Origin of the sequence: Streptomyces longwoodensis, from assembly GCF_001514125.1 — a bacterium.
GTDB classification, from domain to species: Bacteria; Actinomycetota; Actinomycetes; order Streptomycetales; family Streptomycetaceae; genus Streptomyces; species Streptomyces longwoodensis.
This window is the reverse complement of the sequence record NZ_KQ948555.1, coordinates 276,516-301,801: the sequence shown is the minus strand read 5'-3', so window position 1 is coordinate 301,801 and position 25,286 is coordinate 276,516. Positions and strand designations below refer to the sequence as shown.

Below are 25,286 nucleotides of genomic sequence, written 5' to 3'. Positions count from 1 at the left end.
GGGACTTGGGGGTGTCGTCGGAGCCGTAGCCCGAGTCGTGGCCCGAGTCGCCGTACTCCTTGCCGGGGCCCTTCGAGGCGTCGTCGGAGCCGTAACCCGAGTCGCCGTACCCCTTGCCGGGGCCCTTCGGGGTGTCGTCGGAGCCGTAGCCCTCGTCGCCGCCGGACGTGGCGTGACCGCCGCTCGGCGCCGGCGACGTGGACGCGTCGTCCGAGCCGTGGCCCGACTCGCCGCCGCCGGAGGTGTCGCGACCGCCGCCGCCCTGGTCCAGGGGCGCGGACGTGTCGTGGCCGCCGCCCTGGTCCTTCGACCCGGACGCGTCGTGGCCGCCGCCCTGGTCCTTCGACCCGGACGCGTCGTGGCCGCCGCCCTGGTCCTCGGACTTCGGAGCGTCGGCCGGGACGCGCGGGACGCCGTGGGTCCAGTCGTGGTGGTCGTGGCCCCAGGCGTCACCGAGGTCGTCGGAGCCGCGGGTCGCGTGGCGTGCCGCGGCGGCCTGCGCGCAGGCGTTGGCGAACGCGGGGTTGAGGGCGCCGGCCGGGTCGACGGTGTTGCCGCAGGCGTTCACCGGGACCTCGACGGGGACCTCGACGTTGTTGCCCGCCAGGACGCCGGGTGATCCTTCGGCGACGCCGTTCGCCTGCGTGTCGGCGAGTGCGGAACTGCCGCACAGGGTCAGGATGCCGGTCGCGGCCGCTGCCGCGACCACTCCCCTGCTCAGGGTCTGTCGCAATCTCGTGGTCTTCCTGCTCGGAGAGGTGGAAAAAGCCGGCCCCGGAGACGTGTGACGTGTCCAAGGCCGGCTCAGACCCAGCCGGAGCTGGTCGAGGCGTCGTCAGTCGTTGACGCAGGTGTTGCCGAACGCCGGGTTCAGCAGACCGATGACGTTGATCGTGTTGCCGCAGATGTTGATCGGCACGTGGACCGGGACCTGGATCACGTTGCCCGACAGGACGCCGGGGGACCCGACGGCCGCCCCCTCGGCACCGGCGTCGGCGAAGGCCGGCGCGGCCCCACCCAGAGCCAGGACGAGGCCCGCGACGACAGCAGCGCTCTTCTTCATGACTTTCCCTTCTCTGCGGTCATGCATCGAATGACGGTAGGAAACCGAGCGAGCACAGCCGGAAAGGCTCGCACCATGACCTGCAGGCTGCAAACGAGTCATAGACAGCCGAGGAAACTCACCAACGCGTGTCGCCCCCGAATTCACCCGAACGCCTTCATATGATCGGCGGATCGCAGTAGGAGAAAGGCCTCTTCCCGAAAAAACGACCGGGCGGCCCGCCGGAACTCCGACGGGCCGCCCGGGCGGCTGCGGTACGGGTCTACTGACCGTTCGCCGACAGGACCGACAGGTCCTCCAGGATGTGCGACAGCGCACCGTCGCGCTTGGCGTTGGTGGAGTTGTCGGAGCACTGCTGGTCCAGGTCGTCCGACAGGATCGGCACATCGTTGATCGGCACGATGTTGATGATCGGGACCTGGATGTCCTCCAGGGCGAGGCACGGCTTGTTCAGCGTGCCCTCGACCAGCGACAGCTGCGGGCTCATGTCGCCCTTGGTCGCCGAGTTGCCGAACGACGTCGAGGCGCCGTTCCCGTTGGCGACGGACGGTCCGGAGTCGTCCCCGATGGCAAGAGCCTGGGGGGCGACCGCCGCCGACATACCGATGACAGAGACGGCGGCCGCCGCGGCGACCATTGCCTTCTTGAGCACTTCGCGTTCCTTTCCTCGTAGCGACACATGCCCTACGGCCACATCAACCCGGCGCCGGATGATTGGTTGCGGGTGTTCACCCGGTTGGCCCGCAGCGCATCCAACCGACGGAAAATCATCCGGAACGACCAGCACACAAACAGTCTCGCTATCGGCCGACAGGGTGACCGTGAGAAACCGTACGGCGCCCGCCCAGTTGACCAGGAGGCTCCGGTGGACGGGGTTTCATCTGAAAGGACTGGTCAGTGATCAAGAAGGTTATTGCCACTGCAGCGATCGCCGCTTCCATCGTGGGTGCCTCCGCTGCGTCGGCCACGCAGGCGATGGCGATCGGTGACGACTCCGGGCCGTCCCTGTCCAACGGGAACGGCGCGGCGCAGAGCTTCGGCAACTCGGCCACGTACGGGAACATGAGCCCGCAGATGGCGCTGATCCAGGGCTCCTTCAACAAGCCGTGCATCGCGGCGAACGACATCGCCGTCCCGATCCTCAACATCGTCCCGATCAACGACCTGCCGATCCTGTCGGACGACCTGGACCAGCAGTGCACCGAGAACTCCACGCAGTCCAAGCGCGACGGCGCGCTGGCGCACCTGCTGGAGGACGTGTCGATCCTCTCCGCCAACGGCCAGTAGCCGACGCGCGACGAAGGGCGGCCCACCGGCATCGCCGGCGGGCCGCCCTTCGTCGTCCCTCAGGACACGACGTCCTTGCGGGCGAAGTGGCGGAAGGCCAGGGCGAACAGGACGGCGGCGTAGGTGACGGAGACGACGGTGCCCTGGATCATGCCGGACCACTCGGGGGTGGGCTGGACGGCGTCCGCCCAGGCGAACTGCCAGTGCGCGGGCAGGAAGTCGCGCCAGTGGCCGAGCGCGGTGACCGCGTCGAGGACGTTGCCGACGATGGTCAGCCCGACCGCGCCGCCGACCGCGCCGAGCGGGGCGTCCGTCCGGGTCGACAGCCAGAACGCGAGCCCGGCGGTGACGAGCTGGGACACGAAGACGTACGCCACCACCACGACCAGGCGCTGGGCGGCGGTGCCCGCGTCGAGCGCACCGCCGGTGGGCAGCTGGAGCGGGCCCCAGCCGTAGGCCGCGGTGCCCACGGCGAGCGCGACGAGCGGCAGCAGCACCATCGCGGCGAGGCTCATCACCAGGCCCACCACGAGCTTGGACCACAGCAGCCTGGCCCTGGGCACGGGCGCCGCCAGCAGGTAGCGCAGCGACGACCAGCTCGCCTCCGAGGCCACCGTGTCGCCGCAGAACAGGGCGACCGGGATCACCAGCAGGAAGCCCGCGGAGACGAACAGGTTGACCGCGGCGAAGTTGGCGCCGGACGCGGTGGCCGTGTCCATCAGGGTCACCTGGCCGTTGCGGCCGCCGGGCTCCCCGCCGATCGCGAAGGCGACGAGCAGCACGAACGGCAGCACGGCGAGGATGCCGCCCATGACCAGCGTGCGGCGCCGCTTGAGCTGGCGGACCAGCTCCACGCGCAGCGGCAGGGTGCGGCCCGCGCGGTAGCCGGAGGCGACCTCGGTGAGGGTGCTCATGCGGAACCTCCGATCAGGGTGAGGAAGGCGTCCTCCAGGCGGCGGTGCGGGCCGACCGAGGCCACGGGCACGTCCAGGCGGACCAGGTCGGCGACCAGGCGCGGGGCCGTGCCGTCGGCGTCCAGGCGGACCAGCAGGCCCCCGTCGGCGCGCACGGCCGAGGCGACGCCCGGCAGCGCGACGACCTTCTCCACCACCGGGTCCTCCACGGGCGCGGCGGTGCCCACCAGGAGCGTGTCGCCCGCGCCGATGATCTCACCGACGGGGCCCGCCTGGACGAGGCGGCCGCGGTCCATGACCACCAGGTGGGTGCAGGACTGCTCGACCTCCGCCAGCAGGTGGCTGGAGACGATCACCGTGCGGCCGCCGGCCGCGTACCGGATCATCACCTCGCGCATCTCGCGGATCTGGGGCGGGTCGAGGCCGTTGGTCGGCTCGTCGAGGATCAGCAGGTCGGGCAGGCCCAGCATGGCCTGGGCGATGGCCAGGCGCTGGCGCATGCCCTGGGAGTACGTGCGCACCGCGCGGGCCAGCGCGTCGCCGAGGCCGGCGATCTCCAGGGCATCGTCGAGGTGGGCGTCGGCGGGCGGCCGGCCGGTGGCCCGCCAGTACAGCTCCAGGTTCTCCCGGCCGGACAGGTGCGGCAGGAAGCCCGCGCCCTCGACGAAGGCGCCGACCCGGGACAGCACCGGGGCGCCGGGGCGGATGACGTGGCCGAAGACCCGGATCTCGCCCGCGTCGGGGGTGATCAGGCCCATCAGCATGCGCAGGGTGGTGGTCTTGCCCGCGCCGTTGGGGCCGAGCAGGCCGAGGACCTGGCCCTTCTCCACGCGGAAGGACAGGTCGCGCACGCTGTAGCGGTCGCCCTTGGCGTACTTCTTGCTCAGGCCGGTGATCCGGAGCGGGACGTCGGCCAGGGCGGGGTCGGGGGCCGGGGCGGCGGTGCGGCGGCGGGCCGTGAGCAGCAGGCCGAGCGCGAGGAGTGCCCCGGTGAGCGGCAGCCACCACACCCAGGACGGCAGCGGGGCGGCGGCCGTGGTGACTCCGGTGGCGGTCGGGACCGTCAGGTCGCCCTTCAGGGACACGGTGTACGTGGCGGGGGCCGTCGGGGAGGCGTAGGCGAGGTCGGTGGAGGCGAGGACCAGGCGCAGGCGGTGGCCCTTCTCGACCGCGTGGTCGATCGCCGGGAGCGTGAGCGTGACGTCCTTGCCGGCGCGGGCGCCCTCGACGCGGACCGGGGTGACCAGCTGGGCGGGCAGCACCTGGCGGGTGCGGTCCTCGCCGACGTCGTAGACCTTGGCGAAGAGGACGGCGTCCTCGCTGGTCGACGTGACGTGCACGGTGACCGTCGGGGAGCCGGTGATGCGCAGGCCGTCGGCGACCGGCGCGGACTCGAACGCGGCGTACTGGCCGGGGAAGTCGAGGGAGACGCCGATGCCGAGGGAGGAGAGCTGGGCGAGGCCGCCGGTGCCGCCGAGGCCGGGCAGGGCGGACACGGCGGGCGGGGTGGCGCCGGCCGGGTTGGCGAAGCGCTGGGTGCCGCCGGTCAGGGCGACCGGGCGGGGACCGCCGTCCAGGCCGGGGTAGTGGTCGGCGCTCGCGCCGCGCAGCAGGGCGGCGCCGTCGGTGGAGTCGACGCCCCCGGTGCGGGTGACGCGGAAGGCGGGGCCGGTGCCGGCGCTCTTCTCGCCCTTGAGGTAGCGGTCGAACCAGGAGGTGACGCGGGCCCGGACGCGGCCGGTCTCCAGGTCGCCGCCGTCGTGGCCGCCGGCGATCCAGTCGACGTCGACGGGCGCGCCGTTGGCGGAGATCGCCTTCTGCGCGGCGTCGGCCTGGGTGAGGGGGAACAGCGAGTCGGTCTGGCCCTGGAGCAGCAGGGTGGGGACCTTGATGCGGCCGGCGACGGCGGACGGCGAGCGCTCGCTGAGGAGCCGGCGCGCCGCGGCGTCCGGGGTGCCGGACGCGGCGACGCGCTGGTACATCGCGCACAGCGCGGGCTCGAAGCGGGCGCAGCCGCCGCCGGTGCTGAAGAAGACGCCGGCCCACAGCTTCTTGAACACGCCGTCGGGGAAGAGCGCGTCGGCGAGGTTCCAGTAGGTGATCGCCGGGGCGATGGCGTCGACGCGGTGGTCGTACCCGGCGGCCAGCAGGGAGACGGCCCCGCCGTAGGAGGCGCCGGTCACGCCGACCCGTGGGTCCCCGGCCGCGTCCAGCTGGACCTGTGGCTGCCCGGCGAGCCAGTCGATCAGTTTCGAGACGTCGGCGACCTCGCCGGAGGGGTCGTTCAGGCCGATCTTCCCGGTGGAGCGGCCGAAGCCGCGGGCCGACCAGGTGAGCACCGCGTAGCCGTCGCGGGCGAGGTCCTCGGCCTGGTCGCGGACGTCGTCCTTGCTGCCGCCGAAGCCGTGGCCGAGCAGGACGGCCGGGCGGCGCCCCGGACCGCCGGCCGTGAAGTACGAGGTGTCCAGGCGCACGCCGTCGACGGGCAGCACCCGGTCGGAGCGGTGCACCGGCGGCGGGTCGTCCGACGCCACGGCCGTCCACGTCCCGGCGCCGGCGAGGACGGCCACCGCGGCCGCCGCGGCGACCAGCCGCCGGGGCCGCCGCGGGGCCCGGAGCCGGGGCAGTCGAAGATCCATGCGTCAACGGTACGGGCCGCACCTGTCGGGGCGGTGTCGACCGGGGGCTGATCCGGGGGCCCTCCCACCGGGGTACGGCGGGGCGGTCGCGTACCGCGTCCGCGGTACGCGAGGGGCCCGCCCCCGCGGGCTCAGCCCTGCTCGTCCTCCGGCAGGGACACCAGCCAGCGGGTCTCCTTGCGCGGGCGCAGGTACAGCGCCCAGTACAGGGTCGCGACCGCCGTGATGCCGCCGGTCCACAGCAGGTAGCCCGCCTCCTGCTGGGTGAGGATGTAGGCGAGGACCACGATCAGCAGCACCGGTACGGCGGGCCACAGCGGCATCCGCCAGGCGGCGGTGTGGCGGTGGGCGCCGCGCCGGGACAGCAGGGCGGCGACCGCGACCAGCAGGTACATGCCGGTCACGGACACGCCCGTGACGCCGTACAGGGTGTCCAGGTTGACGAAGCAGAGCAGCGCGCCGGGGACGCCGACGGCGAGCGTGGCGACCCAGGGGGAGCCGAAGCGGCCGAGCTTGGAGAAGACGGCGTTGACGGGCTCGGGCCACGCCTTGTCGCGGGCCGAGGCGAACAGGACGCGGGAGTTCTGGATGACCATGACGATGCCGGCGTTGATGATCGCGAGGGCCACGCAGAGGCTGACGAAGGTGCCGACGGCGGTGTTGGACCAGGCGGTGACCATGGAGCCGATGTCGCCGCCGGTCAGTTCGGAGAGGTCGGAGGCGCCCAGGGTGATCGCGACGACCGGGACCAGGATGATCACCGAGGAGATGGCGAGGGTGGCGAGGACCGTGCGGGCGACGGAGCGGCGGGGGTTCTCCAGCTCCTCGGAGAGGTAGACGGCGGTCGAGAAGCCCTGGGTGATGAACAGGGCGATGGCCAGGCCCGAGACGACCAGCATCGCGGTGACGGTGTCCGCGTGGCCGTCCGCGCCGGCCACCTCCATCGACACCAGGCTGTCCATCCCCCGGTGGCCGTGGGAGAAGCCGAGCACCGCGACGAGGGCGGCCGCGATGACCTCCAGGACCAGGAAGATGCCGGTGATCCAGGCGTTGGCCCGCAGGTCGAGCAGACCGGCGAGGGTGGCCAGGAGCATGACGCCGGCGCCCGTCATCGACGGGTCGAGGTGGACGATCGGGGCGAGGTAGTCCGCCGTGCCCATCGCGATCACCGGCGGGACGATCATCACCACCAGCAGGGAGAGCACGAACACCAGCCAGCCGGCGAGCCGTCCGGCCAGCGTGGACACCATCGCGTACTCGCCGCCGGCGCTGGGGATCAGGGTGCCGAGCTCGGAGTAACAGAACGCCACGGCGATACAGAGGAGGGAGCCGATCGCGATGGTCAGGGCGGTGGCGGTGCCGAGCGTGCCGAACAGGTCGGGGACGACGACGAACAGGGTGGAGGCGGGGGTCACGCAGGAGAGCGTCAGCAGGGTGCCGCCGACGACGCCGATGGAACGCTTGAGCTTCTGGGGGCCCGGGTCCGGGGCCGGAGCTGCGGGGGTGGCGACGGGGCGGAGCGTGTCGGTCATCAAGCGGTTCCGATCGACTCGTGCGGATGCCTCCGATGAGTGGGGCGATGCCGCATCACACCCCGACGAAAACCGCCACGTCAATAGCTGTTTACCTACGGAATCCGTAGGCAGCGGGCGCTTTTGATCGCGTATCCGGCGAGGAGGGGCCGCGAGGCCCGGCGGGTTGGGCCGTGCGGGAACCGCAGCGGGCGCGGACGAAAAATCCGGCCGCCGGGTGGTCGGTGGCGCCCGATACAGTCGGGGATCACAGACGGTTCACAGCAGGGGGGACTCATGAGGCAGAGGTACACGGCTGCCTGGCTGGGCATGGCCACGGCGGCTCTGGTGGCGACGACCGCGTGCGGCGGCGGGTCGGCGAAGGACACCGCGGAGGACACCGGCAGGAAGGCCGGGGCGGCCGTCGGGAAGAGCTCCGGCCAGATCATGGCCGCGCTGACCCGCGCGACCGACCGGACCGCGCAGGCGGGCTCGGCGCAGGTCGCCACGACGACGTCGCTGACGGCGACCGGCGGCCGGCCGGTCACCATGAACGGCACCTACTCCTGGGGCGACGGCGCCGCCATGGACGTCCTGATGGACACCGCGGCGGCCCAGATGTCGTCCGTGCAGGACGACCCGACGACGCAGGTCAAGATGGTCGACGGCGCCTACTACTACGGCGTCGACCCGCAGCCGAGCGGCCCGCTCGAGGGCAAGCACTGGATGCGCATCGACGTCTCGGCCGTCGTCGGCGAGGCCGGCGCGGACAACATCACCGACAACGCCGACCCGACCACGGGCCTGCGCTACATCGGCGCGTCCAAGGACGTGAAGGACCTCGGCGAGGAGAAGGTCCTCGGCCGGACGGCCGAGCACTACCGGGGCAGCGTCGGCGCCGAGCAGATCAACGGCTCGAAGCTGACCCCGGCCGAGAAGAAGGCAGCCCTGGGTGCCCTGCAGGCCGGCGGCGGCAGGGTCACCTACGACGTCTGGGTCGACGGCAAGGACCTGCCCGTGCGGGTCAAGCAGAGCGGCGCGGGCATGGACGTGACCATCGACTTCCTGAAGTTCGGCGCGGCCCGGCCGATCACGGCGCCGCCCGCCTCCGACACCGCCGACCTGACCGAGCAGGTCCGGGCGCAGCGGGACAAGGCGCTCGGCCAGTGACACGCCGGTGCGCCGCTCCTCCCCCGCGGGGTGGAGCGGCGCACCGCCGCCGTGGGGTCAGTGGTTGCGCGGGAAGCCCAGGTCCACGCCCGCCGGGGCCTCGGACGGGTCGGGCCAGCGGGTGGTGACGACCTTGCCGCGGGTGTAGAAGTGCGTGCCGTCGTTGCCGTAGATGTGGTGGTCGCCGAAGAGCGAGTCCTTCCAGCCGCCGAAGCTGTGGTAGCCGACGGGGACCGGGATCGGCACGTTCACGCCGACCATGCCGGCCTCGACCTCCAGCTGGAAGCGGCGGGCCGCGCCGCCGTCCCGGGTGAAGATCGCGGTGCCGTTGCCGAAGGGCGACGCGTTGATCAGCGCGACCCCCTCCTCGTAGGTGTCGACGCGCAGCACGCACAGCACCGGGCCGAAGATCTCGTCCTGGTAGGCCTTGGCGCTGGTCGGCACCTTGTCCAGCAGCGAGATGCCGATCCAGTGGCCGTCCTCGAAGCCCTCCACGGTGTGGCCGGTGCCGTCCAGGACGACCTCGGCGCCGTCGGCGGCCGCGCCCTCGACGTAGGAGGCCACCTTGTCGCGGTGGGCCCGGGTGATGAGCGGGCCCATCTCGGAGGCCGGGTCGTTGCCGGGGCCGATGGTGATCTTCTCGGCGCGCTCGCGGATCTTCTGCACCAGCTCGTCGCCGACCGCGCCCACGGCGACCACGGCGGAGATCGCCATGCAGCGCTCGCCGGCCGAGCCGTAGGCCGCCGAGACGGCCGCGTCGGCCGCCGCGTCCAGGTCGGCGTCCGGCAGCACCAGCATGTGGTTCTTGGCGCCGCCGAGGGCCTGCACGCGCTTGCCGTTGGCGGAGGCGGTGGTGTGGATGTAGCGGGCGATCGGGGTGGAGCCGACGAACGACACCGCCTTGACGTCCGGGTGTTCCAGGAGCCGGTCGACGGCCACCTTGTCGCCGTGCACGACGTTGAACACCCCGTCCGGCAGCCCGGCCTCGGCGAGCAGCTCGGCGAGGCGCACCGACGCCGACGGGTCCTTCTCGGACGGCTTCAGCACGAAGGTGTTGCCGCACGCGATCGCGATCGGGAACATCCACATCGGCACCATCGCCGGGAAGTTGAACGGCGTGATGCCCGCGACGACCCCGAGCGGCTGGCGGATCCCGGCCACGTCGACGCGGGTGGCGACCTGGGTGGACAGCTCGCCCTTCAGCTGGACGCTGATGCCGCAGGCCAGGTCGACGATCTCCAGGCCGCGGGCCACCTCGCCGAGCGCGTCCGAGTGCACCTTGCCGTGCTCGGCGGTGATCAGCTCGGCGATCTCGTCGCGGTGGGCGTCCAGCAGCGCCCGGAACCGGAACAGGATCTCGGTGCGCCGGGCCAGCGAGGACTGGCCCCAGGTCGCGAAGGCGTCCTTGGCGGCCGCGACGGCGGCGTCCACCTCGTCGACGCTCGCGAAGGCGACCTTGGTGGTGACCGCGCCGGTCGCCGGGTCGGTGACCGGCCCGAACGTGCCCGACGCGCCGTCGACGGACTTGCCGCCGATCCAGTGGTTGACGATCTTCGTCATGCCCAGTTGCTCCTTCACAGATGGCGGCGTCGGGTCGAGACGTGCCGTTCGTACAGCTCACGGGCCTTGACCGCCGACGGTCGGGTCGCGGTCTCGGCCACAGGAACATCCCACCAGGCCTGGGCCGGAGGCGCGCCCGACACAGTGTCTGCCGTTTCGGTCTCCACGTAGACACAAGTGGGAGTGTCGGCGGCGCGCGCCTCGGCGAGCGCCGCGCGCAGGTCGCGCACGGTCCGCGCGCGCAGCACCCGCATGCCGAGGCTGGCGGCGTTGGCGGCGAGGTCGACGGGCAGCGGCTCCCCGGAGAAGGTGCCGTCGGCCGCCCGGTAGCGGTAGGCGGTGCCGTAGCGCTCGCCGCCGGTCTCCTCGGACAGGCCCCCGATGGAGGCGTACCCGTGGTTCTGCAGGAGCAGCACCTTGATCGCGACGCCCTCCTGCACGGCCGTGACGATCTCCGTGGGCATCATCAGGTACGTGCCGTCGCCGACCAGCGCCCACACGTTCCGCTCGGGGGCGGCCAGCTTCACGCCGATCGCGGCGGGGATCTCGTAGCCCATGCAGGAGTAGCCGTACTCCAGGTGGTACTGGTCCCGCGAGCGCGCCCGCCACAGCTTGTGCAGGTCGCCGGGGAGCGAGCCGGCCGCGTTGATCAGGACGTCCGACTCGTCCACGAGCGCGTCCAGCGCGCCGAGCACCTGCGGCTGCGTGGGGCGTGCGTCCGGCTCCTCGGCCGCGTAGCAGGCGTCGACGCGCTGCTCCCAGCGGGCCTTGTCCTCGGTGTACTCGGCGACGTAGGAGTCCGCGACCCGGTGGCCGTGCCCGAGGAGCGCCTCGGTCAGCGCCTCCAGGCCGCTGCGGGCGTCCGCGACCAAGGGGGTGCCGGAGAGCTTGTGGCCGTCGAAGGAGGCGATGTTGAGGTTGACGAAGCGCACGTCCGGGTGGGCGAAGAGGGTGCCGGAGGCGGTGGTGAAGTCGGTCCAGCGGGTGCCGACGCCGATCACCAGGTCGGCGGTGCGGGCGAGTTCGTCGGCGGTGGCGGTGCCGGTGTGCCCGACGGCGCCGACGTCCTGCGGGTGGTCGTGGCGCAGCGAGCCCTTGCCGGCCTGGGTGGAGGCGACCGGGATGCCGGTGGCCCCCGCGAAGGCGGCGAGCGCCTCCTCGGCGCGGCTGTGGTGGACCCCGCCGCCCGCGACGACCAGCGGGCGCCGCGCGGCGCGCAGGGCCCTTACCGCCTCGGCGAGCTCGGCCGGGTCGGCGCCCGGGCGGCGCACCGTCCAGGTCCGCTCGGCGAAGAAGTCGTCCGGCCAGTCGTACGCCTCCGCCTGGACGTCCTGCGGCAGGGCGAGGGTGACCGCGCCCGTCTCCACCGGGTCGGTCAGCACCCGCACGGCCTGCAGGGCCGCCGGTATCAGGGCCTCCGGACGCGTGACCCGGTCGAAGTAGCGCGAGACCGGGCGCAGGGCGTCGTTGACCGACACGTCCCCCGCGTACGGCACCTCCAGCTGCTGGAGCACCGGGTCCGCGGGGCGGGTCGCGAAGGTGTCGCCGGGCAGCAGGAGGACGGGCAGGTGGTTGACGGTGGCGAGGGCCGCGCCGGTGACCAGGTTGGTCGCGCCCGGGCCGATCGACGTCGTCACCGCGTGCGTGGACAGCCGGTTCGACTGGCGGGCGTAGCCGACGGCCGCGTGCACCATCGACTGCTCGTTGCGGCCCTGGTGGTACGGCATCACGTCGGCGTACTCCACCAGCGCCTGGCCGAGGCCGGCGACGTTGCCGTGGCCGAAGATGCCCCAGGTCGCGCCGATCAGCCGGCGGCGCTCGCCGTCGCGCTCGGTGTACTGCGCGGCGAGGAAGCGGACCAGCGCTTGTGCGACGGTCAGACGGGTGGTCATCGGTACCCCTCCGTGTGGTCCGGGTGGAAGCAGATCCGCCACTCGCGGGTGGCGCCGGGGCCCGCCATGACGTTGAGGTAGTACATGTCGTGGCCGGGCTGGGCGATCGACGGGCCGTGCCAGCCGTCGGGGACGAGGACCGCGTCGCCGGAGCGGACCTCGGCCAGGACGTCGGCGCCGCCCTCGCGGGAGGGGGACACGCGCTGGTAGCCGAAGCCGCCCGGGCCGTCGATCTCGAAGTAGTAGATCTCCTCCAGCCGTGACTCCTCGCCGGGCCGGTCCTCGTCGTGTTTGTGCGGCGGGTACGACGACCAGTTGCCGCCGGGCGTGACCACCTCGACCGCGATCAGCTTGTCGCAGTCGAAGGCGTCCGCGGAGGCGAAGTTGCGGACGTGCCGCTCGCAGGTGCCGCTCCCCCGCCGTTCGACGGGGACCTCCGGCGCGGGGCCGTAGCGGGCGGGGAGTCGTCGCTCGCACTTCGCTCCTGCCAGGGCGAAGCGGCCTCCCGCGCCGGAGGCGATCTGGACCCGGGCGTCCCGGGGCACGTACGCGAAGTCCGAGACTCCGGCGAACACGCTGTCCCGGCCCAGGAGTTGGAACTCGTGGCCCTCTGTGCGCACCGTACAGCCGCCCCGCAGCGGAAGCACGATCCACTCGCTGCCGGCGCTGGTGAAGGTGTGGGTACCCCCCGGCTCCAGCTCCACCACCCGCAGGGCGCTGTGGGCCCAGCCGGCGCGCTCGGGGCCGACGTCGAGCGCGTAGGACCCGTCGGCGGCACTGCCGCGCGGAAGGTACAACTCGGTGCTCATACGGCCCTCACAGCAGTCCGACGGCGGTGTCCACGGCGGCGGCCACGTCCCCGTCGGCCGGGTACAGCAGCGACCGGCCGACGACCAGGCCGCGCACGGTGGGGAGGTGGAGCGCGCCGCGCCACTTCTCGTAGGCGGCGGCCTGGTTCCCGGCGGCGTCCCCTATGTCACCGCCGAGGAGGACGGCGGGCAGCGTCGAGGCCGCCATCACCTCGGCCATGTCGTCCGGGTTCTCGGTGACCGGCACCTTCAGCCAGGTGTAGGCCGAACTGCCGCCCAGGCCCGAGGCGATGGCGATGGAGCGGGTGACGGCCTCGGCCGACAGGTCGTTGCGCAGCCTGCCGTCCGGGCCGCGCCGGCTGATGAACGGCTCGACGAACAGGGGCAGTCGGCGCGCGGCCATCTCGTCGACGGCCCGGGCGGTGGACTCCAGCGTGTTCAGCGAGCCCGGGTCGTCGTAGTCGATGCGCAGCAGCAGTTTGCCCGCGTCGAAGCCGAGGCGCGCGAGGTCCTCGGGGCGGTGGCCGGTGAAGCGGTCGTCCAGTTCGAACGAGGCCCCTTGCAGGCCGCCCCGGTTCATCGAGCCCATCACGACCTTGCCGTCCAGCGCGCCGAGCAGCAGCAGGTCGTCCAGGATGTCGGCGGTCGCGAGCACGCCGTCCACACCGGGGCGGGACAGTGCCAGGCACAGCCGCCGCAGCAGGTCGGCGCGGTTGGCCATGGCGAACTTGCGGTCCCCGACGCCGAGGGCGCCGCGGGCCGGGTGGTCGGCGGCGAGGATCATCAGCCGGCCGGACGGCCCGAGCAGCGGGCGCCGCGTGCGACGGGCGGCGGCCTCGGCGATCGCCTCGGGGTGCCGGGTGCGCAGCCGGACCAGCTCGGCGACGTCCACCGGGGGGATGTCGGCGGCGGTGGAAGTGGGGGTGGAGCTGGGGGCGGGGGCAGAGGCGGGGGCGGGGGCGGGGGCGGCGGTGGAGGCGTGGCCCGGCGTGGTGCCTTCCACGCGGCCGGCCCTCACAGCACCGCTCCCGCCGCGACCGCGGCCTCGATCTCGCCGACGGTGGGCATCGCCGAGGAGCACTCCAGGCGGGAGGCCACGATGGCCCCCGCCGCGTTGGCGTGGCGCATGGTCTTCTCCAGGTCCCAGCCCGCGAGCAGGCCGTGGCAGAGGGAGCCGCCGAACGCGTCGCCCGCGCCGAGGCCGTTGAGCACGGTCACCGGCAGCGGCGGGACCTCGGCGGACTCCCCCGTACGGCTGACGGCGAGGACGCCCTTGGGCCCCTGCTTGACGACGGCCAGCTCGACGCCGGCGTCCAGCAGGGCGCGGGCGGCGGCGTGCGGTTCGCGCACCCCGGTGGCCACCTCGACCTCGTCGAGGTTGCCGACGGCGACGGTGGTGTGGCGCAGCGCCTCGGCGTAGAAGGGGCGGGCCGACTCCGGGTCCCGCCAGAACATGGGCCGCCAGTCGAGGTCGAAGACCGTCGTGCCGGACCGGGCGCGGTGGGCGAGCGCCGCCAGCGTCGCCGTACGGCTCGGCTCCTCGCTCAGGCCGGTGCCGGTCACCCAGAAGACCCGGGCGTCGCGGACGGCGTCCAGGTCGAGGTCGTGGGCGTCGATCTCCAGGTCGGGGGCCTTGGGCTGCCGGTAGAAGTACAGCGGGAAGTCGTCCGGCGGGAAGACCTCGCAGAAGGTCACCGGGGTGGGCAGCCCGGGCACGGCGGTGACCCAGCGGTCGTCGACGCCGAAGCCGCGCAGGGCCTCGTGCAGGTAGGTGCCGAAGGGGTCGTCGCCGGTGCGGGTGATGACGGCGACCTCGTGCCCGAGGCGGGCCGCGGCCACCGCGACGTTGGTCGCCGAGCCGCCCAGGAACTTCCCGAACGACGTGACCTGCGGGAGCGGGACACCCGTCTGCAGCGGATAGAGGTCCACTCCGATCCGCCCCATGGTGATCAGGTCGTACGCCATCGAGTTCCCTTCACGTCAGGACGCTCCCGGTCCGTGGCCGGGTGGTCTCCAGGGGGAGGTACCCCGTACCGGCTCTCACGGCTTTCTAGCCCCGCCGACCGAGCCCTGTCAATGTTTTGTCCAGACATTCGGACCAGCCCTTGACACCCCTCGGGGAAGACCGCACGCTGACGGCCATGACGCCGTTGTCACCGCAGCCCTCACTGTCCCGCATCCGGATCGGTTCGGCCCCCGACAGCTGGGGCGTCTGGTTCCCGGACGACCCCGCCCAGGTGCCCTGGCAGCGCTTCCTCGACGAGGTGGCGCAGTCCGGCTACGAGTGGATCGAGCTGGGCCCGTACGGGTACCTGCCGACCGATCCCGCCGTCCTGACCGAGGAGACCGCCCGGCGTGGCCTGAAGGTGTCGGCCGGCACGGTCTTCACCGGGCTGCACCACGGCGAGGCCGTCTGGGAGAAGACCTGGGCGCACGTTGCGGACATCGCGGCGCTGACCCGGGCGATGGGCGCGTCCCACCTGGTGGTCATCCCGTCCTTCTGGCGGGACGACAAAACCGGTGAGGTGCTGGAGCCGGCCACGCTGACGCCCGCGCAGTGGCGCGACCTCACCTCGCTGACCGAGCGGCTGGGCCGGGAGGTGCGCGAGCGGTACGGGCTGCGGATCGTGGTCCACCCGCACGCGGACACCCACGTCGACACCGAGGAGAACGTGGTCCGCCTCCTCGACGGCACCGACCCCGACCTGGTGTCGCTGTGCTTGGACACCGGGCACTACGCCTACTGCGGCGGCGACAGCGTCAAGCTCATCGAGACCTACGGCGAGCGCATCGGCTACCTGCACCTCAAGCAGGTCGACCCGGAGGTCCTGGCCGACGTGCGGGCCAAGGGGACGCCGTTCGGGCCGGCCGTCGCCCAGGGCGTGATGTGCGAGCCGCCGTCGGGGGTGCCGGAGCTGGGGCCCGTGCTGGAGGCCGCGCAGCGGCTGGACGTGGACCTGTTCGCGATCGTGGAGCAGGACATGTACCCGTGCGAGCCGGACCGGCCGCTGCCGATCGCGGTCCGGACGCGGGCGTTCCTGCGGTCCTGCGGGGCGTAGGCCTCCGGCGGTTCGGCAGGGACGGGTCGGGGGGTGCCGGGTGCTGTGTGGCGCCGGGTGCGGGTGCGTGGGGGTCGGTCGCGCAGTTCCCCGCGCCCCTTCCAAGTCCTGCGGACAGGAGTGACGCTCGCGTCACAAACACCCCGCTTCTGTCACAAGTGTCGTGTGAACGCGGGTCTTGTGTCACCGCGTGTCGACAGGTGCTTGCGCGGGGTCACCGGGGGTCGTTCACCGGGCACGAAGGTCGTGATCACCGCCGGGTGATCGACGGCGCTGCGCCGGGCTCCCCCCGGCGGCCTCCCGGCCGCCGCCCGCGCACGCAGGGAGGTGCGACTCATGAGCGACCGAAGGCTCTGGTCCTACAAGGAGATCGCGGCACACATCCGGGTCCAGCCGGACACCGTGCGGTCCTACCGCAAGCACGGCCTGCTGCCCCCACCCGACCACGTGGAGGGCGGCAAACCCTACTGGTACGCCGACACCGTCCGCGCGTGGGTCGCCTCCCGCCCGGGCAACCGGGGGCGTAGGGACAACTGAGCCGGTGGCGGACGCCGTTCCGGGACGGCCCGGGCCCAGGCCTCACCCGGCCTGACGGCTCAGGGCCGTCCCTGACTCCATGCGGGACAGCTTCTCGGGGTTGCGGACCGCGTACAGGCCGGTGATCAGGCCGTCGTCCATGCGCACCGCCAGCACGGTGTCGAGCTCGCCGTCCAGGTACATCACCAGCGCCGGCCGGCCGTTGACCAGGGTCCGGCGCAGCGCCGACCTGCCGGCGACCCTGCCCAGCCCGGCGAGGAGCAGCCGGGCCACCCTGTCCGCGCCCGGCACCGGCACCAGGACGGCCTGCTTGACGCCACCGCCGTCGCCGACGAGGACCACGTCCGGTGCGAGGACGTCGAGCAGGCCCTGGAGGTCGCCCGTCTCCACCGCCCGCTGGAACGCGTCGAGCGCCGAGCGGGTCTCGGCCGGCGACACCGTCCCCCGCGGGCGGCGGGCGGCCACGTGGGCCCGGGCCCGGTGGGCGATCTGCCGGACCGCGGCCGGGCTCCGGTCCACGGCCCCGGCGATCTCGTCGTAGCCCAGGGCGAACACCTCGCGCAGCACGAACACCGCCCGCTCGGTCGGTGCCAGCGTCTCCAGCACCAGCAGCATCGCCATCGAGACGCTGTCGGCCAGCATCACGTCCTCCGCCACGTCCGGCGCGGTGAGCAGCGGTTCGGGGAGCCAGGAACCGACGTAGGACTCCTTACGGCGGCCGAGGGTTCGCAGCCGGGTCAGGGCCTGGCGCGTGGTGATCCGCACCAGGTACGCCCGCTCGTCGCGCACCGCGGCTCGGTCGACGCCGGTCCAGCGCAGCCAGGTCTCCTGCAGGACGTCCTCCGCGTCGGCGGCCGAGCCCAGCATCTCGTAGGCGACGGTGAAGAGCAGGTTGCGGTGGGCGAGGAACGCCTCGGTGGCGGGGTCCGTGCGTCCGGCACGGGCGCGCTGGTCCCCCGGCCCGGTCGTGTCCCGTGCGTGGTCGTCGTTCCCGCTCGTCACCGGCTGCTCCCGTCTGGTCGTCCGTCCCCGCTCCCCCGCGCACAAGACGCCGCCCGCCGCGCCCGTGTGACAGCCGGGCGCGGTGACACAGGTCACGATCCCGGTCCGTCACGGGGCGCGGGCCGCCGGCGTCTGGTGTGCGTCAGTGCGCCACCGTCGGTGCGCCACCACGAGGAGGACGGCATCATGGACGCCCGGTTCAACCTGTTCGAGAACGACGTCGCCAACCGGTTCACCCAGCGGTTCGCCAACGCGGGCCTCGTGATCCACCGGTCGTCGCTGCCGCGCTCCACCCAGGAACTGGTGTCGCTGCGCGCCAGCCAGATCAACGGCTGCGGCTGGTGCGTCGACATGCACACCAAGGAGGCCGCGGCGGCCGGGGAGAGCGCGGTCCGGCTGCACCTGGTCGCCACCTGGCGCGAGTCCACGGTGTTCACCGAGGCCGAGCGGGCCGCGCTCGCGCTCGCCGAGGAGGGCAGCCGTCTCGCCGACGCCCACGCGGGCGTGTCCGACGAGACGTGGGAGCAGGTGCGCACGCACTACGACGACGACCAGGTGGCCGCCCTGGTCTGTCTGGTCGCCCTGATCAACGCGGCCAACCGCCTCGCCGTGATCGTCCACCAGAAGGGCGGCTCCTACGAGGCCGGCCAGTTCGCGGCCGCGGCCGGCTGAGGGAACGCGGCGCGTGCGGGGAGTGCGCGCGGGCTCCGGTGCCCCGTCAGCTCCAGGGTTCGATGACGGTCACTCCCGCTCCGGGCGCCGTCCCCATCGCGGCCAGTGCGTCGGGTACGGCGTCCAGGGTGATCGTCGAGGTGACCAGCAGGTCGGGGCGCAGCGCACCGGCCCGCACCGCCTCCAGCATCGGCGGGTAGGTGTGCGCGGCCATGCCGTGGCTGCCCAGGATCTCCAGTTCCAGGGCGATCACGCGGGCCATGGGGACCGGGGTCGTGCCGTCGGCCGACGGGAGCAATCCCACCTGGACGTGCCGGCCCCGGCGGCGCAGGCCGGCCACGGACGCGGCACAGGTCGCGGGCGAACCCAGCGCGTCCAGGGAGAGGTGGGCCCCGCCGCCGGTCAGCTCACGGACGGCGGCCGCGGTGTCCGGTGCCGCCGTCCCGTCCACGCACTGCGCCGCACCGAACGCGCGCGCCAGCTCCAGCGCCTCCGGCGACACGTCCACGGCGACCACCCGCGCCCCGGAGGCCGCCGCGATCATCACCGCGCTCAGTCCCACCCCGCCGCAGCCGTGCACCGCGACCCACTCCCCCGCCGCGACCCGGCCCTGCTGCACCACGGCCCGGAACGCGGTGGCGAACCGGCAGCCCAGCGAGGCCGCCGTCGCGTACGACAGGTCGTCCGGCACGGCGACCAGGTTCACGTCGGCGTGGTCCAGCGCCACGTACTGCGCGAAGGACCCCCAGTGGGTGAAGCCGGGCTGGGTCTGGCGCTCGCACACCTGGTGGTCGCCGGCCGCGCAGGACGGGCAGCTCCCGCAGCCGCATACGAACGGCACCGTCACCCGGTCCCCGGGCCGCCAGCCGGTGACCCGGGCACCCACCTCCTCGACCACCCCGGCGAGTTCGTGTCCCGGGACGTGCGGGAGGGTGATGTCCGGGTCGTGGCCCTTCCAGCCGTGCCAGTCGCTGCGGCACAGCCCGGTCGCCTCCACCCGCACCACCACACCGTGGTCGGCGGGCCGGGGGTCGGGCACCTCCCGCACCTCGGCCGGCTCCCCGTACCGCTCGAACACCACCGCGCGCATCCCCGGCTCCTCTCGGCCACGCCGTCCCGTGTCCGCAGATCATCGCCGACGGGGGCGCGACGGCGGAGGCAGGGACCCGCCGGGGCCAGGGGCCCGGGCGGTCAGCCGCCGGTGCTCACCGGGTCCCGTTCCTCGGCGGTCCCGGCCGTGCCGTCGGTCCCCGCGCTCCCGGCCGTCGGCCCGGCCGGCCCGGCGGAGCCGCCCGTCCGGGTCTCCCCCGGTTCCGCCTCGCTGAGGCCGAAGCGGGTGTGGAAGCGGCGCAGGGGGGCCGGGGCCCACCACGTGGCCCGTCCGGTGAGGCGCATGATCGCCGGGACCAGGAGGCTGCGGACCACCATCGCGTCCATGAGGACCGCGAGGGCGATGCCCAGGCCGAGCATCTTGGTGTTGGTGACCCGGGAGGTGCCGATGGCGACCATCACCACCGCCAGGATCACCGCCGCTGCGGTGATCAGGCCGCCCGTGCGCTGGAGGCCCAGGCGCACCGACCCCGTGTGGTCCCCGGTGCGGTCGTACTCCTCCTTGATGCGGGAGAGCAGGAACACGCCGTAGTCCATGGAGAGGCCGAAGGCCACGCAGAACATCAGCACCGGCAGGGTGGTCTCGATGGAGCCGGGGCTGGTGAAGCCCAGGGCGCCGGACAGGTGGCCGTCCTGGAAGACCCAGACCACCGCGCCGAACATCGCCGTGAGACTGAGCGCGTTGAGCAGCACCGCCTGCAGGGGTATCAGCACGCTCCCGGTGAGCAGGAAGACCAGCAGCAGGGTGACGGTCGTGATGAAGGCGGCCGCCCAGGGCAGGCGCTCGGCTATCGCGTGCTTGGAGTCGACCAGGACGGCCGCGGTGCCGGTCACCTTGGTGGAGAAGGGCGCATCGGTGGCGCGCAGGTCGCCGACCAGCCGTTGGGCGGCGTCGTCGACCGCCTCACCCCGGGGCTGGACCGTGAAGTAGGCGGTGTCGCCGTCGACCAGGGGGCCCTCGACCCGGGTCACCTCGGGCAGGCGCTCCACGCGCTGTTTGTAGGCCGCGTACTGCGCGGACGTCGCCTTCCCCTCGGCGAGGACCTCGAGGCCGCCGCCAGGGCTGCCCGGGAAGTCGTCCCGGATGTGCTGCTGCACGACGTGCGACTCGGCGGAGCCGGGCAGCTGGCGGTCGTCGGCGGTGCCGAACTTCACGCCCAGGAAGGGCAGTCCGAGGACGATGAGCACGGTGGTGGTGGCGACGGCGAAGAGCGGGGCGCGGCGCATGACCAGGGTGGCGGCCTGCGCCCAGGCCGTGCCCTCCTCGCCGGGCGCCTTCGCGGGACGGCCGCGGCGCAGCACCCGGCGCAGGTCCAGGGAGTTCACCCGGTGGCCGAGCAGGACCAGCGCCGCCGGGAGCAGCACCAGGGCGGCCGCGGCGGCCAGCGAGACCACGGCGATGCCGGCGTAGGCGAAGGAGCGCAGGAAGTACTGCGGGAAGACCAGCATCGCGGCCAGGGAGACGGCGACGGTGAGGGCGGAGAAGAGCACCGTGCGCCCGGCGGTGCGCAGGGTGGTGGCGACGGCCCGCAGCGGATCGCCGTGTCCGGCCAGTTCCTCGCGGAAGCGGCGGACGATGAACAGGGCGTAGTCGATGGCGAGGCCCAGGCCCAGGGCCGTGGTGAGGTTCATCGCGAAGATCGAGACGTCGGTGAACTCCGCGAGACCGCTGAGGACGGCGTTGGTGCCGAGGATGGCGACGATGCCGATGCCGAGCGGCAGCAGGGCGGCGATCGCGCTGCCGAACACCATGACCAGCAGGACCAGGGTGATCGGCAGGGCGATCATCTCGGCGCGGGTGAGGTCCTCCCGGATGATCGTCTGCATCTCGTGCCGCACGGCGACCATGCCGCCGACCTTCACCGTCACCGGGCCGTGGTCGCCGCGGTAGGCGGGGGCGATGCGGTCGAGGGTCTCCCCCATGGTCTTCTCGTCGCCGGTGATGCGGGCGGCGATCAGCGCCTCGTGGCCGTCCTCGGCGCGCAGGCCGGCGGCGGCCGCGGAGTCGGCGCGCCAGTACGAGCCGACGCCCACGACACCCGGCTCGGCGGCCAGCCGGGCGGTGAGCCGGTCGGCCTCGACGGCGACCCGCGGGTCGTCCACGGAGGCGCTGCCGGCGTCGACGAGGAGCAGCAGGTTCGGCTGGGAGGCCGGGAACGCGCGCTCCAGGGCCTTGGTGGCGTAGGTGGACTGGGCGTCCGGGTCCTCCCAGCCGCCGCTGCCGAGGCGGTCGGCGACGCCGCTGCCCGCCAGGACGGCGAGCACCGTCAGCACCAGCGCGGCCAGCAGCGACAGCCGTGGACGGGCGGTCACGAGACGCGTCCAGCCCCGGGCCCGCGGGGGCTTCTTGACTTCGGTCATCAGGCGGTGTCCCCTTCACCATGGCACCATGAAGCAGCAAACACGAGAGATCGCTCGCGTTTCATCCGGAACCAGAATGCGAGCGACCACTCGCGTTTGTCAATGACATTCGGAGAGCTGGGGATCACTCGTGCCCGACAACCAGGAGCTCGCACCCGACGCACCCGGGTCCGACCGCCAGGAACAGGCCCAGGAGAAGGAGCAGCCGCGCCGCCGCCAGGCCCGCGGCGAGCGCCGCATCGCCCAGTTGCTCGAAGCCGCCGCGCACGTCTTCTGCACCACCGGCTACACGGCCGCCAGCACCAACGCCATCGCCCGTGAGGCGGGCGTCTCGCCGGGCACGCTCTACCAGTTCTTCCCGAACAAGGAAGCGATCGCGATCGAGCTGGGCGACCGGCTGATGCACGAGATGCGCGAGACGTACGGCGAGGCGCTCGCACCGGTGGACCCGGCGACCCCGGTGGAGGAGGCGGTCGGTGCGGCGGTCGACCGGTTCATCGCCTTCAACTGCGACCACCCGGTGTTCTTCGCGCTGATGCACGGCCCCGACATCCCGGGCCGGATCAGCGAGGAGCACGACGCCCTGCACGCCACGCTGCTCGCCCGCATCACGGACCTGCTGTCCTCCCTGCTGCCCGCGACCGCCGACCCCGCCGACCTGACCCGCACCGCCCGGATGTGCCTCGGCATGTACAAGGCAGGCCTGGAGCTGGTCCTGGGACACGAGGGCGCCGAGCGCGAGGCGTACGTACGGGAGCTGAAGAACGCCCTGGTCCGCTACCTCGAACCCCTCGCCGGCGCCCGGCTCGGCACACCCGCCCGCGCCGGCGCCTGACCCGGCACCCGACCGGCACCTGACAAGGGGCAGCTTTCCCGGGCACCTGACAAGGGGCAGCTTTCCCGGGCACCCGGCCCGGGCACCCGCACCACGGCACACCGAACGGCGACCCGCCCACCCGGCCGAACCATCTTGGAGAAATACCCCCAGGGGGTATAACCTCGGGAAGTAGGAGGAGCCCCCACGGGTCCCCCGCACCACCCGCGCCTCGACGAGGAGTAACGACATGACCGCCCACACCGACACCCCCGGTACCGTCACCACCGTCTACCAGGTGAACGGCATGAGCTGCGGCCACTGCGAGGGTGCCGTCTCCGGCGAGATCTCCCAGCTCCCCGGCGTCAGCTCGGTCAAGGCCGTCGCCTCGACCGGTGAGGTCACCGTCGTGTCCGCCGCCCCGCTCGACGAGGAGGCCGTGCGCGCCGCCGTCGACGAGGCCGGCTTCGAGCTCGCCGGCCGCGCCTGACCCGGCGCCGACCCCCGCCGCACGGGCCGTACCGACCGGACCACACTGGTTGCGTACGGCCCGTCGGGCGTTCGACCACCCGGCGCATCCCCGGAGTCCCGGAGTCTCGGAGTACGGACATGTCCAGCACCACGACGCCCACCGCCGCGACGCCCCCCACCGCGCGCACGGCGGAGGTCGAGCTGCTCATCGGCGGGATGACCTGCGCCTCCTGCGCGGCCCGCGTCGAGAAGAAGCTCAACCGCATGGAGGGCGTCACCGCCACCGTCAACTACGCGACGGAGAAGGCGCGGGTGTCGTACCCGGAGGGCGTCGAGGTCGCCGACCTGATAGCGACCGTGGTGAAGACCGGCTACACCGCCGAGGAGCCGGTGCGCCAGGAACCGCGGGCCGACGGGAGCGCGGACGCGCCGGACGCCGACCCGGAGCTGACCGCGCTGCGCGGGCGCCTGGTCGTCAGCGCGCTGCTCGCCGCGCCCGTGGTGCTGTTCGCGATGGTGCCCGCCCTGCAGTTCGACAACTGGCAGTGGCTCTCGCTGACCCTCGCCGCCCCCGTGGTCGTCTGGGGCGGCCTGCCGTTCCACCGGGCCGCCTGGACGAACCTGCGGCACGGCGCCTCCACCATGGACACGCTGGTCTCGGTCGGCACGCTCGCCGCGTTCGGCTGGTCGCTGTGGGCGCTGTTCCTGGGGGACGCGGGCATGCCGGGGATGCGGCACCCGTTCCGGCTGACCGTCTCGCGCGCGGACGGCGCCTCCACGCTGTACCTGGAGGTCGCCGCCGGCGTCACCGCGTTCATCCTGCTCGGCCGGTACCTGGAGGCCCGTTCCAAGCGGCGGGCGGGCGCGGCCCTGCGGGCGCTGATGGAGCTGGGCGCCAAGGACGTGGCCGTCCTGCGGGACGGACGGGAGACGCGCGTCCCGGTGGACCGGCTGGCGGTCGGGGACCGGTTCGTCGTCCGGCCCGGGGAGAAGATCGCGACCGACGGGACGGTCGTGGAGGGCGCGGGCGCCGTCGACGCGTCGATGCTGACCGGCGAGTCGGTGCCCGTGGACGTGGGGCCGGGCGACGCCGTCACCGGGGCCACCGTGAACACCGGCGGCCGGCTGGTCGTCGAGGCCACCCGGATCGGCGCCGACACGCGGCTGGCCCGGATGGCCGTACTCGTCGAGGAGGCGCAGAACGGCAAGGCCGAGGTGCAGCGGCTGGCCGACCGGGTCGCCGGGGTGTTCGTCCCCGTGGTGCTGCTGATCGCGGCCGCCACCTTCGGCGGCTGGCTGGGCGTCACCGGCGACACCGTCGCCGCGTTCACCGCGGCCGTCGCGGTGCTGATCATCGCCTGCCCGTGCGCCCTGGGCCTCGCCACGCCGACCGCGCTCATGGTCGGCACCGGGCGCGGCGCACAGCTCGGCATCCTCATCAAGGGCCCCGAGGTGCTGGAGTCGACCCGGCGCGTGGACACGGTCGTCCTCGACAAGACGGGCACCGTCACCACCGGCCGGATGACGCTCCAGGAGGTGTACGCCGCCGAGGGCACCGACGAGAAGGAGCTGCTGCGGCTCGCGGGCGCCCTGGAGCACGCCTCCGAGCACCCGGTCGCCCGCGCGGTCGCCGCCCGCGCCCTCGAACGGGCCGGTGAGCTGCCCCCGGTGGAGCAGTTCGAGAACGTGCCCGGACGCGGCGTGCGCGGGCGCGTGGAGGGCCGCGAGGTCGCCGTCGGGCGGCTCTTCGCCACCCTGCCGGACGACCTGGCCCGCGTCCGCGACCAGGCCCAGCGGGACGGCCGTACGGCCGTGGTGGTCGGCTGGGACGGGCACGCGCGCGGGGTGCTCGCGGTCGCGGACGCGGTGAAGGACACCAGCGTGGAGGCGGTACGGCGGCTGCGCGCGCTCGGCCTCACGCCCGTGCTGCTCACCGGCGACCACCGCGCCGTCGCCGAGGCCGTGGCCGCCGAGGTCGGCATCGACGAGGTGATCGCCGAGGTCCTCCCCGAGGACAAGGTCGCCGTCGTACGGAAGCTGCAGGACGAGGGACGCACCGTCGCCATGGTCGGCGACGGCGTCAACGACGCGGCCGCACTCGCCCGGGCCGACCTCGGACTCGCCCTCGGCACCGGCACCGACGCGGCGATCGAGGCCGGCGACCTCACCCTGGTCCGCGGCGACCTGCGCGTCGCCGCCGACGCGATCCGGCTCTCGCGGCGGACGCTGGCCACGATCAAGGGCAATCTCGTGTGGGCGTTCGGATACAACGTGGCAGCGCTGCCGCTGGCCGCGCTCGGACTGCTCAATCCGATGATCGCGGGGGCCGCGATGGCCTTCTCGTCGGTCTTCGTGGTGAGCAACAGCCTCCGTCTACGGGCCTTCCGTTGAGGCGCGGGACTCACATAAGCTCTT

22 protein-coding genes are annotated in these 25,286 nt (G+C 73.3%); 8 read left to right on the top strand and 14 right to left on the bottom strand.

Annotated features, from left to right (window positions below; genetic code table 11):
• The 3 genes from AQJ30_RS21205 to AQJ30_RS21195 all read right to left on the bottom strand — a co-directional run.
• Nucleotides 1–733: chaplin (locus AQJ30_RS21205; protein ID WP_245727001.1), on the bottom strand; the 733-nt coding region annotated here is incomplete at its 3' end.
• Between the two features lie 102 nt (nucleotides 734–835).
• Nucleotides 836–1,063, bottom strand: a complete 228-nt coding sequence (gene chpD / locus AQJ30_RS21200; RefSeq protein WP_067236381.1) for a chaplin ChpD — start codon at nucleotides 1,061–1,063, stop codon at nucleotides 836–838.
• Between the two features lie 262 nt (nucleotides 1,064–1,325).
• Complete coding sequence (locus tag AQJ30_RS21195) at nucleotides 1,326–1,715, bottom strand: rodlin (RefSeq protein WP_067236380.1); 390 nt, start codon at nucleotides 1,713–1,715, stop codon at nucleotides 1,326–1,328.
• A 245-nt stretch (nucleotides 1,716–1,960) separates the two neighbouring features.
• Between AQJ30_RS21195 and AQJ30_RS21190 the strand changes: the two genes are divergently transcribed.
• Nucleotides 1,961–2,350 (top strand): rodlin, encoded by a 390-nt coding sequence (locus AQJ30_RS21190; RefSeq protein WP_067236377.1) that lies wholly within the window; start codon nucleotides 1,961–1,963, stop codon nucleotides 2,348–2,350.
• Between the two features lie 59 nt (nucleotides 2,351–2,409).
• Here the strand turns inward: AQJ30_RS21190 and AQJ30_RS21185 are convergent, their stop codons facing one another.
• From AQJ30_RS21185 to AQJ30_RS21175, 3 genes are all read right to left on the bottom strand, one after another.
• Entirely contained in the window at nucleotides 2,410–3,264 is an 855-nt protein-coding gene (locus AQJ30_RS21185; RefSeq protein ID WP_067236374.1) for an ABC transporter permease, read from the bottom strand.
• Nucleotides 3,261–5,903, bottom strand: coding sequence for an alpha/beta fold hydrolase (locus AQJ30_RS21180; RefSeq protein ID WP_067236371.1), 2,643 nt, complete (start codon nucleotides 5,901–5,903; stop codon nucleotides 3,261–3,263). Before AQJ30_RS21180 ends, AQJ30_RS21185 begins: the two co-directional genes overlap by 4 nt.
• Before the next feature lie 131 nt (nucleotides 5,904–6,034).
• Nucleotides 6,035–7,435 carry an APC family permease gene (locus tag AQJ30_RS21175; RefSeq protein ID WP_067236369.1) on the bottom strand — a complete coding sequence of 467 codons (1,401 nt, stop codon included), beginning with the start codon at nucleotides 7,433–7,435 and terminating at the stop codon, nucleotides 6,035–6,037.
• A 276-nt stretch (nucleotides 7,436–7,711) separates the two neighbouring features.
• On the opposite strand from AQJ30_RS21175, the gene AQJ30_RS21170 reads away from it, so the two are divergent.
• Nucleotides 7,712–8,584 (top strand): SCO4651 family lipoprotein, encoded by an 873-nt coding sequence (locus AQJ30_RS21170; RefSeq protein WP_067236366.1) that lies wholly within the window; start codon nucleotides 7,712–7,714, stop codon nucleotides 8,582–8,584.
• A gap of 57 nt (nucleotides 8,585–8,641) precedes the next feature.
• Here the strand turns inward: AQJ30_RS21170 and mmsA are convergent, their stop codons facing one another.
• The 5 genes from mmsA to iolC form a co-directional block, all read right to left on the bottom strand.
• On the bottom strand, nucleotides 8,642–10,144 hold the full coding sequence (gene mmsA / locus AQJ30_RS21165; protein ID WP_067236363.1) for a CoA-acylating methylmalonate-semialdehyde dehydrogenase: 1,503 nt from the start codon (nucleotides 10,142–10,144) through the stop codon (nucleotides 8,642–8,644).
• A gap of 14 nt (nucleotides 10,145–10,158) precedes the next feature.
• Nucleotides 10,159–12,036 carry a 3D-(3,5/4)-trihydroxycyclohexane-1,2-dione acylhydrolase (decyclizing) gene (gene iolD / locus AQJ30_RS21160; RefSeq protein WP_067236361.1) on the bottom strand — a complete coding sequence of 626 codons (1,878 nt, stop codon included), beginning with the start codon at nucleotides 12,034–12,036 and terminating at the stop codon, nucleotides 10,159–10,161.
• A complete protein-coding gene (gene iolB / locus AQJ30_RS21155) occupies nucleotides 12,033–12,845 on the bottom strand; it encodes a 5-deoxy-glucuronate isomerase (RefSeq protein ID WP_067236358.1) in 813 nt (270 codons plus the stop codon). Before iolB ends, iolD begins: the two co-directional genes overlap by 4 nt.
• Nucleotides 12,846–12,852: 7 nt before the next feature.
• Complete coding sequence (locus AQJ30_RS21150) at nucleotides 12,853–13,737, bottom strand: Cgl0159 family (beta/alpha)8-fold protein (protein ID WP_067236598.1); 885 nt, start codon at nucleotides 13,735–13,737, stop codon at nucleotides 12,853–12,855.
• A gap of 122 nt (nucleotides 13,738–13,859) precedes the next feature.
• A complete protein-coding gene (gene iolC / locus AQJ30_RS21145; RefSeq protein ID WP_067236356.1) occupies nucleotides 13,860–14,810 on the bottom strand; it encodes a 5-dehydro-2-deoxygluconokinase in 951 nt (316 codons plus the stop codon).
• Nucleotides 14,811–14,986: 176 nt separating this feature from the next.
• Here iolC and AQJ30_RS21140 point away from each other — a divergent pair, with 176 nt between their 5' ends.
• Nucleotides 14,987–15,904: a sugar phosphate isomerase/epimerase family protein gene (locus AQJ30_RS21140; RefSeq protein ID WP_067236353.1), complete on the top strand. Its 918-nt coding sequence runs from the start codon at nucleotides 14,987–14,989 to the stop codon at nucleotides 15,902–15,904.
• Nucleotides 15,905–16,240: 336 nt separating this feature from the next.
• A complete protein-coding gene (locus AQJ30_RS21135; protein WP_067236351.1) occupies nucleotides 16,241–16,441 on the top strand; it encodes a helix-turn-helix transcriptional regulator in 201 nt (66 codons plus the stop codon).
• Between the two features lie 42 nt (nucleotides 16,442–16,483).
• On the opposite strand, the gene AQJ30_RS21130 is transcribed toward AQJ30_RS21135, so the two are convergent.
• Nucleotides 16,484–17,443 carry an RNA polymerase sigma-70 factor gene (locus AQJ30_RS21130; protein WP_067236348.1) on the bottom strand — a complete coding sequence of 320 codons (960 nt, stop codon included), beginning with the start codon at nucleotides 17,441–17,443 and terminating at the stop codon, nucleotides 16,484–16,486.
• 186 nt (nucleotides 17,444–17,629) lie between these two features.
• On the opposite strand from AQJ30_RS21130, the gene AQJ30_RS21125 reads away from it, so the two are divergent.
• Nucleotides 17,630–18,115, top strand: coding sequence for a carboxymuconolactone decarboxylase family protein (locus AQJ30_RS21125; RefSeq protein WP_067236595.1), 486 nt, complete (start codon nucleotides 17,630–17,632; stop codon nucleotides 18,113–18,115).
• 46 nt (nucleotides 18,116–18,161) lie between these two features.
• Here the strand turns inward: AQJ30_RS21125 and AQJ30_RS21120 are convergent, their stop codons facing one another.
• Together AQJ30_RS21120 and AQJ30_RS21115 are read right to left on the bottom strand one after the other, a co-directional pair.
• Nucleotides 18,162–19,205 carry a zinc-dependent alcohol dehydrogenase family protein gene (locus AQJ30_RS21120; RefSeq protein WP_067236347.1) on the bottom strand — a complete coding sequence of 348 codons (1,044 nt, stop codon included), beginning with the start codon at nucleotides 19,203–19,205 and terminating at the stop codon, nucleotides 18,162–18,164.
• A gap of 101 nt (nucleotides 19,206–19,306) precedes the next feature.
• Nucleotides 19,307–21,586 (bottom strand): MMPL family transporter, encoded by a 2,280-nt coding sequence (locus AQJ30_RS21115; RefSeq protein ID WP_079084174.1) that lies wholly within the window; start codon nucleotides 21,584–21,586, stop codon nucleotides 19,307–19,309.
• Between the two features lie 130 nt (nucleotides 21,587–21,716).
• Here AQJ30_RS21115 and AQJ30_RS21110 point away from each other — a divergent pair, with 130 nt between their 5' ends.
• From AQJ30_RS21110 to AQJ30_RS21100, 3 genes are all read left to right on the top strand, one after another.
• Nucleotides 21,717–22,421 (top strand): TetR/AcrR family transcriptional regulator, encoded by a 705-nt coding sequence (locus AQJ30_RS21110; protein WP_067236344.1) that lies wholly within the window; start codon nucleotides 21,717–21,719, stop codon nucleotides 22,419–22,421.
• A gap of 229 nt (nucleotides 22,422–22,650) precedes the next feature.
• On the top strand, nucleotides 22,651–22,890 hold the full coding sequence (locus tag AQJ30_RS21105) for a heavy-metal-associated domain-containing protein (RefSeq protein ID WP_067236342.1): 240 nt from the start codon (nucleotides 22,651–22,653) through the stop codon (nucleotides 22,888–22,890).
• 119 nt (nucleotides 22,891–23,009) lie between these two features.
• Nucleotides 23,010–25,262 (top strand): heavy metal translocating P-type ATPase, encoded by a 2,253-nt coding sequence (locus AQJ30_RS21100; protein ID WP_067236339.1) that lies wholly within the window; start codon nucleotides 23,010–23,012, stop codon nucleotides 25,260–25,262.
• The last annotated feature ends 24 nt before the right edge of the window (nucleotides 25,263–25,286 follow it).

Bases quoted from the DNA above. Each gene is read 5' to 3' on its own strand.
- iolC (WP_067236356.1), bottom strand. From the start codon at position 14,810: ATGGCGTACGACCTGATCACCATGGGGCGGATCGGAGTGGACCTCTAT.
- AQJ30_RS21105 (WP_067236342.1), top strand. From the start codon at position 22,651: ATGACCGCCCACACCGACACCCCCGGTACCGTCACCACCGTCTACCAG.
- AQJ30_RS21180 (WP_067236371.1), bottom strand. From the start codon at position 5,903: ATGGATCTTCGACTGCCCCGGCTCCGGGCCCCGCGGCGGCCCCGGCGG.
- AQJ30_RS21170 (WP_067236366.1), top strand. From the start codon at position 7,712: ATGAGGCAGAGGTACACGGCTGCCTGGCTGGGCATGGCCACGGCGGCT.
- AQJ30_RS21125 (WP_067236595.1), top strand. From the start codon at position 17,630: ATGGACGCCCGGTTCAACCTGTTCGAGAACGACGTCGCCAACCGGTTC.
- AQJ30_RS21135 (WP_067236351.1), top strand. From the start codon at position 16,241: ATGAGCGACCGAAGGCTCTGGTCCTACAAGGAGATCGCGGCACACATC.
- AQJ30_RS21100 (WP_067236339.1), top strand. From the start codon at position 23,010: ATGTCCAGCACCACGACGCCCACCGCCGCGACGCCCCCCACCGCGCGC.
- AQJ30_RS21175 (WP_067236369.1), bottom strand. From the start codon at position 7,435: ATGACCGACACGCTCCGCCCCGTCGCCACCCCCGCAGCTCCGGCCCCG.
- AQJ30_RS21115 (WP_079084174.1), bottom strand. From the start codon at position 21,586: ATGACCGAAGTCAAGAAGCCCCCGCGGGCCCGGGGCTGGACGCGTCTC.
- iolD (WP_067236361.1), bottom strand. From the start codon at position 12,036: ATGACCACCCGTCTGACCGTCGCACAAGCGCTGGTCCGCTTCCTCGCC.
- mmsA (WP_067236363.1), bottom strand. From the start codon at position 10,144: ATGACGAAGATCGTCAACCACTGGATCGGCGGCAAGTCCGTCGACGGC.
- AQJ30_RS21140 (WP_067236353.1), top strand. From the start codon at position 14,987: ATGACGCCGTTGTCACCGCAGCCCTCACTGTCCCGCATCCGGATCGGT.
- AQJ30_RS21120 (WP_067236347.1), bottom strand. From the start codon at position 19,205: ATGCGCGCGGTGGTGTTCGAGCGGTACGGGGAGCCGGCCGAGGTGCGG.
- AQJ30_RS21185 (WP_067236374.1), bottom strand. From the start codon at position 3,264: ATGAGCACCCTCACCGAGGTCGCCTCCGGCTACCGCGCGGGCCGCACC.
- iolB (WP_067236358.1), bottom strand. From the start codon at position 12,845: ATGAGCACCGAGTTGTACCTTCCGCGCGGCAGTGCCGCCGACGGGTCC.
- chpD (WP_067236381.1), bottom strand. From the start codon at position 1,063: ATGAAGAAGAGCGCTGCTGTCGTCGCGGGCCTCGTCCTGGCTCTGGGT.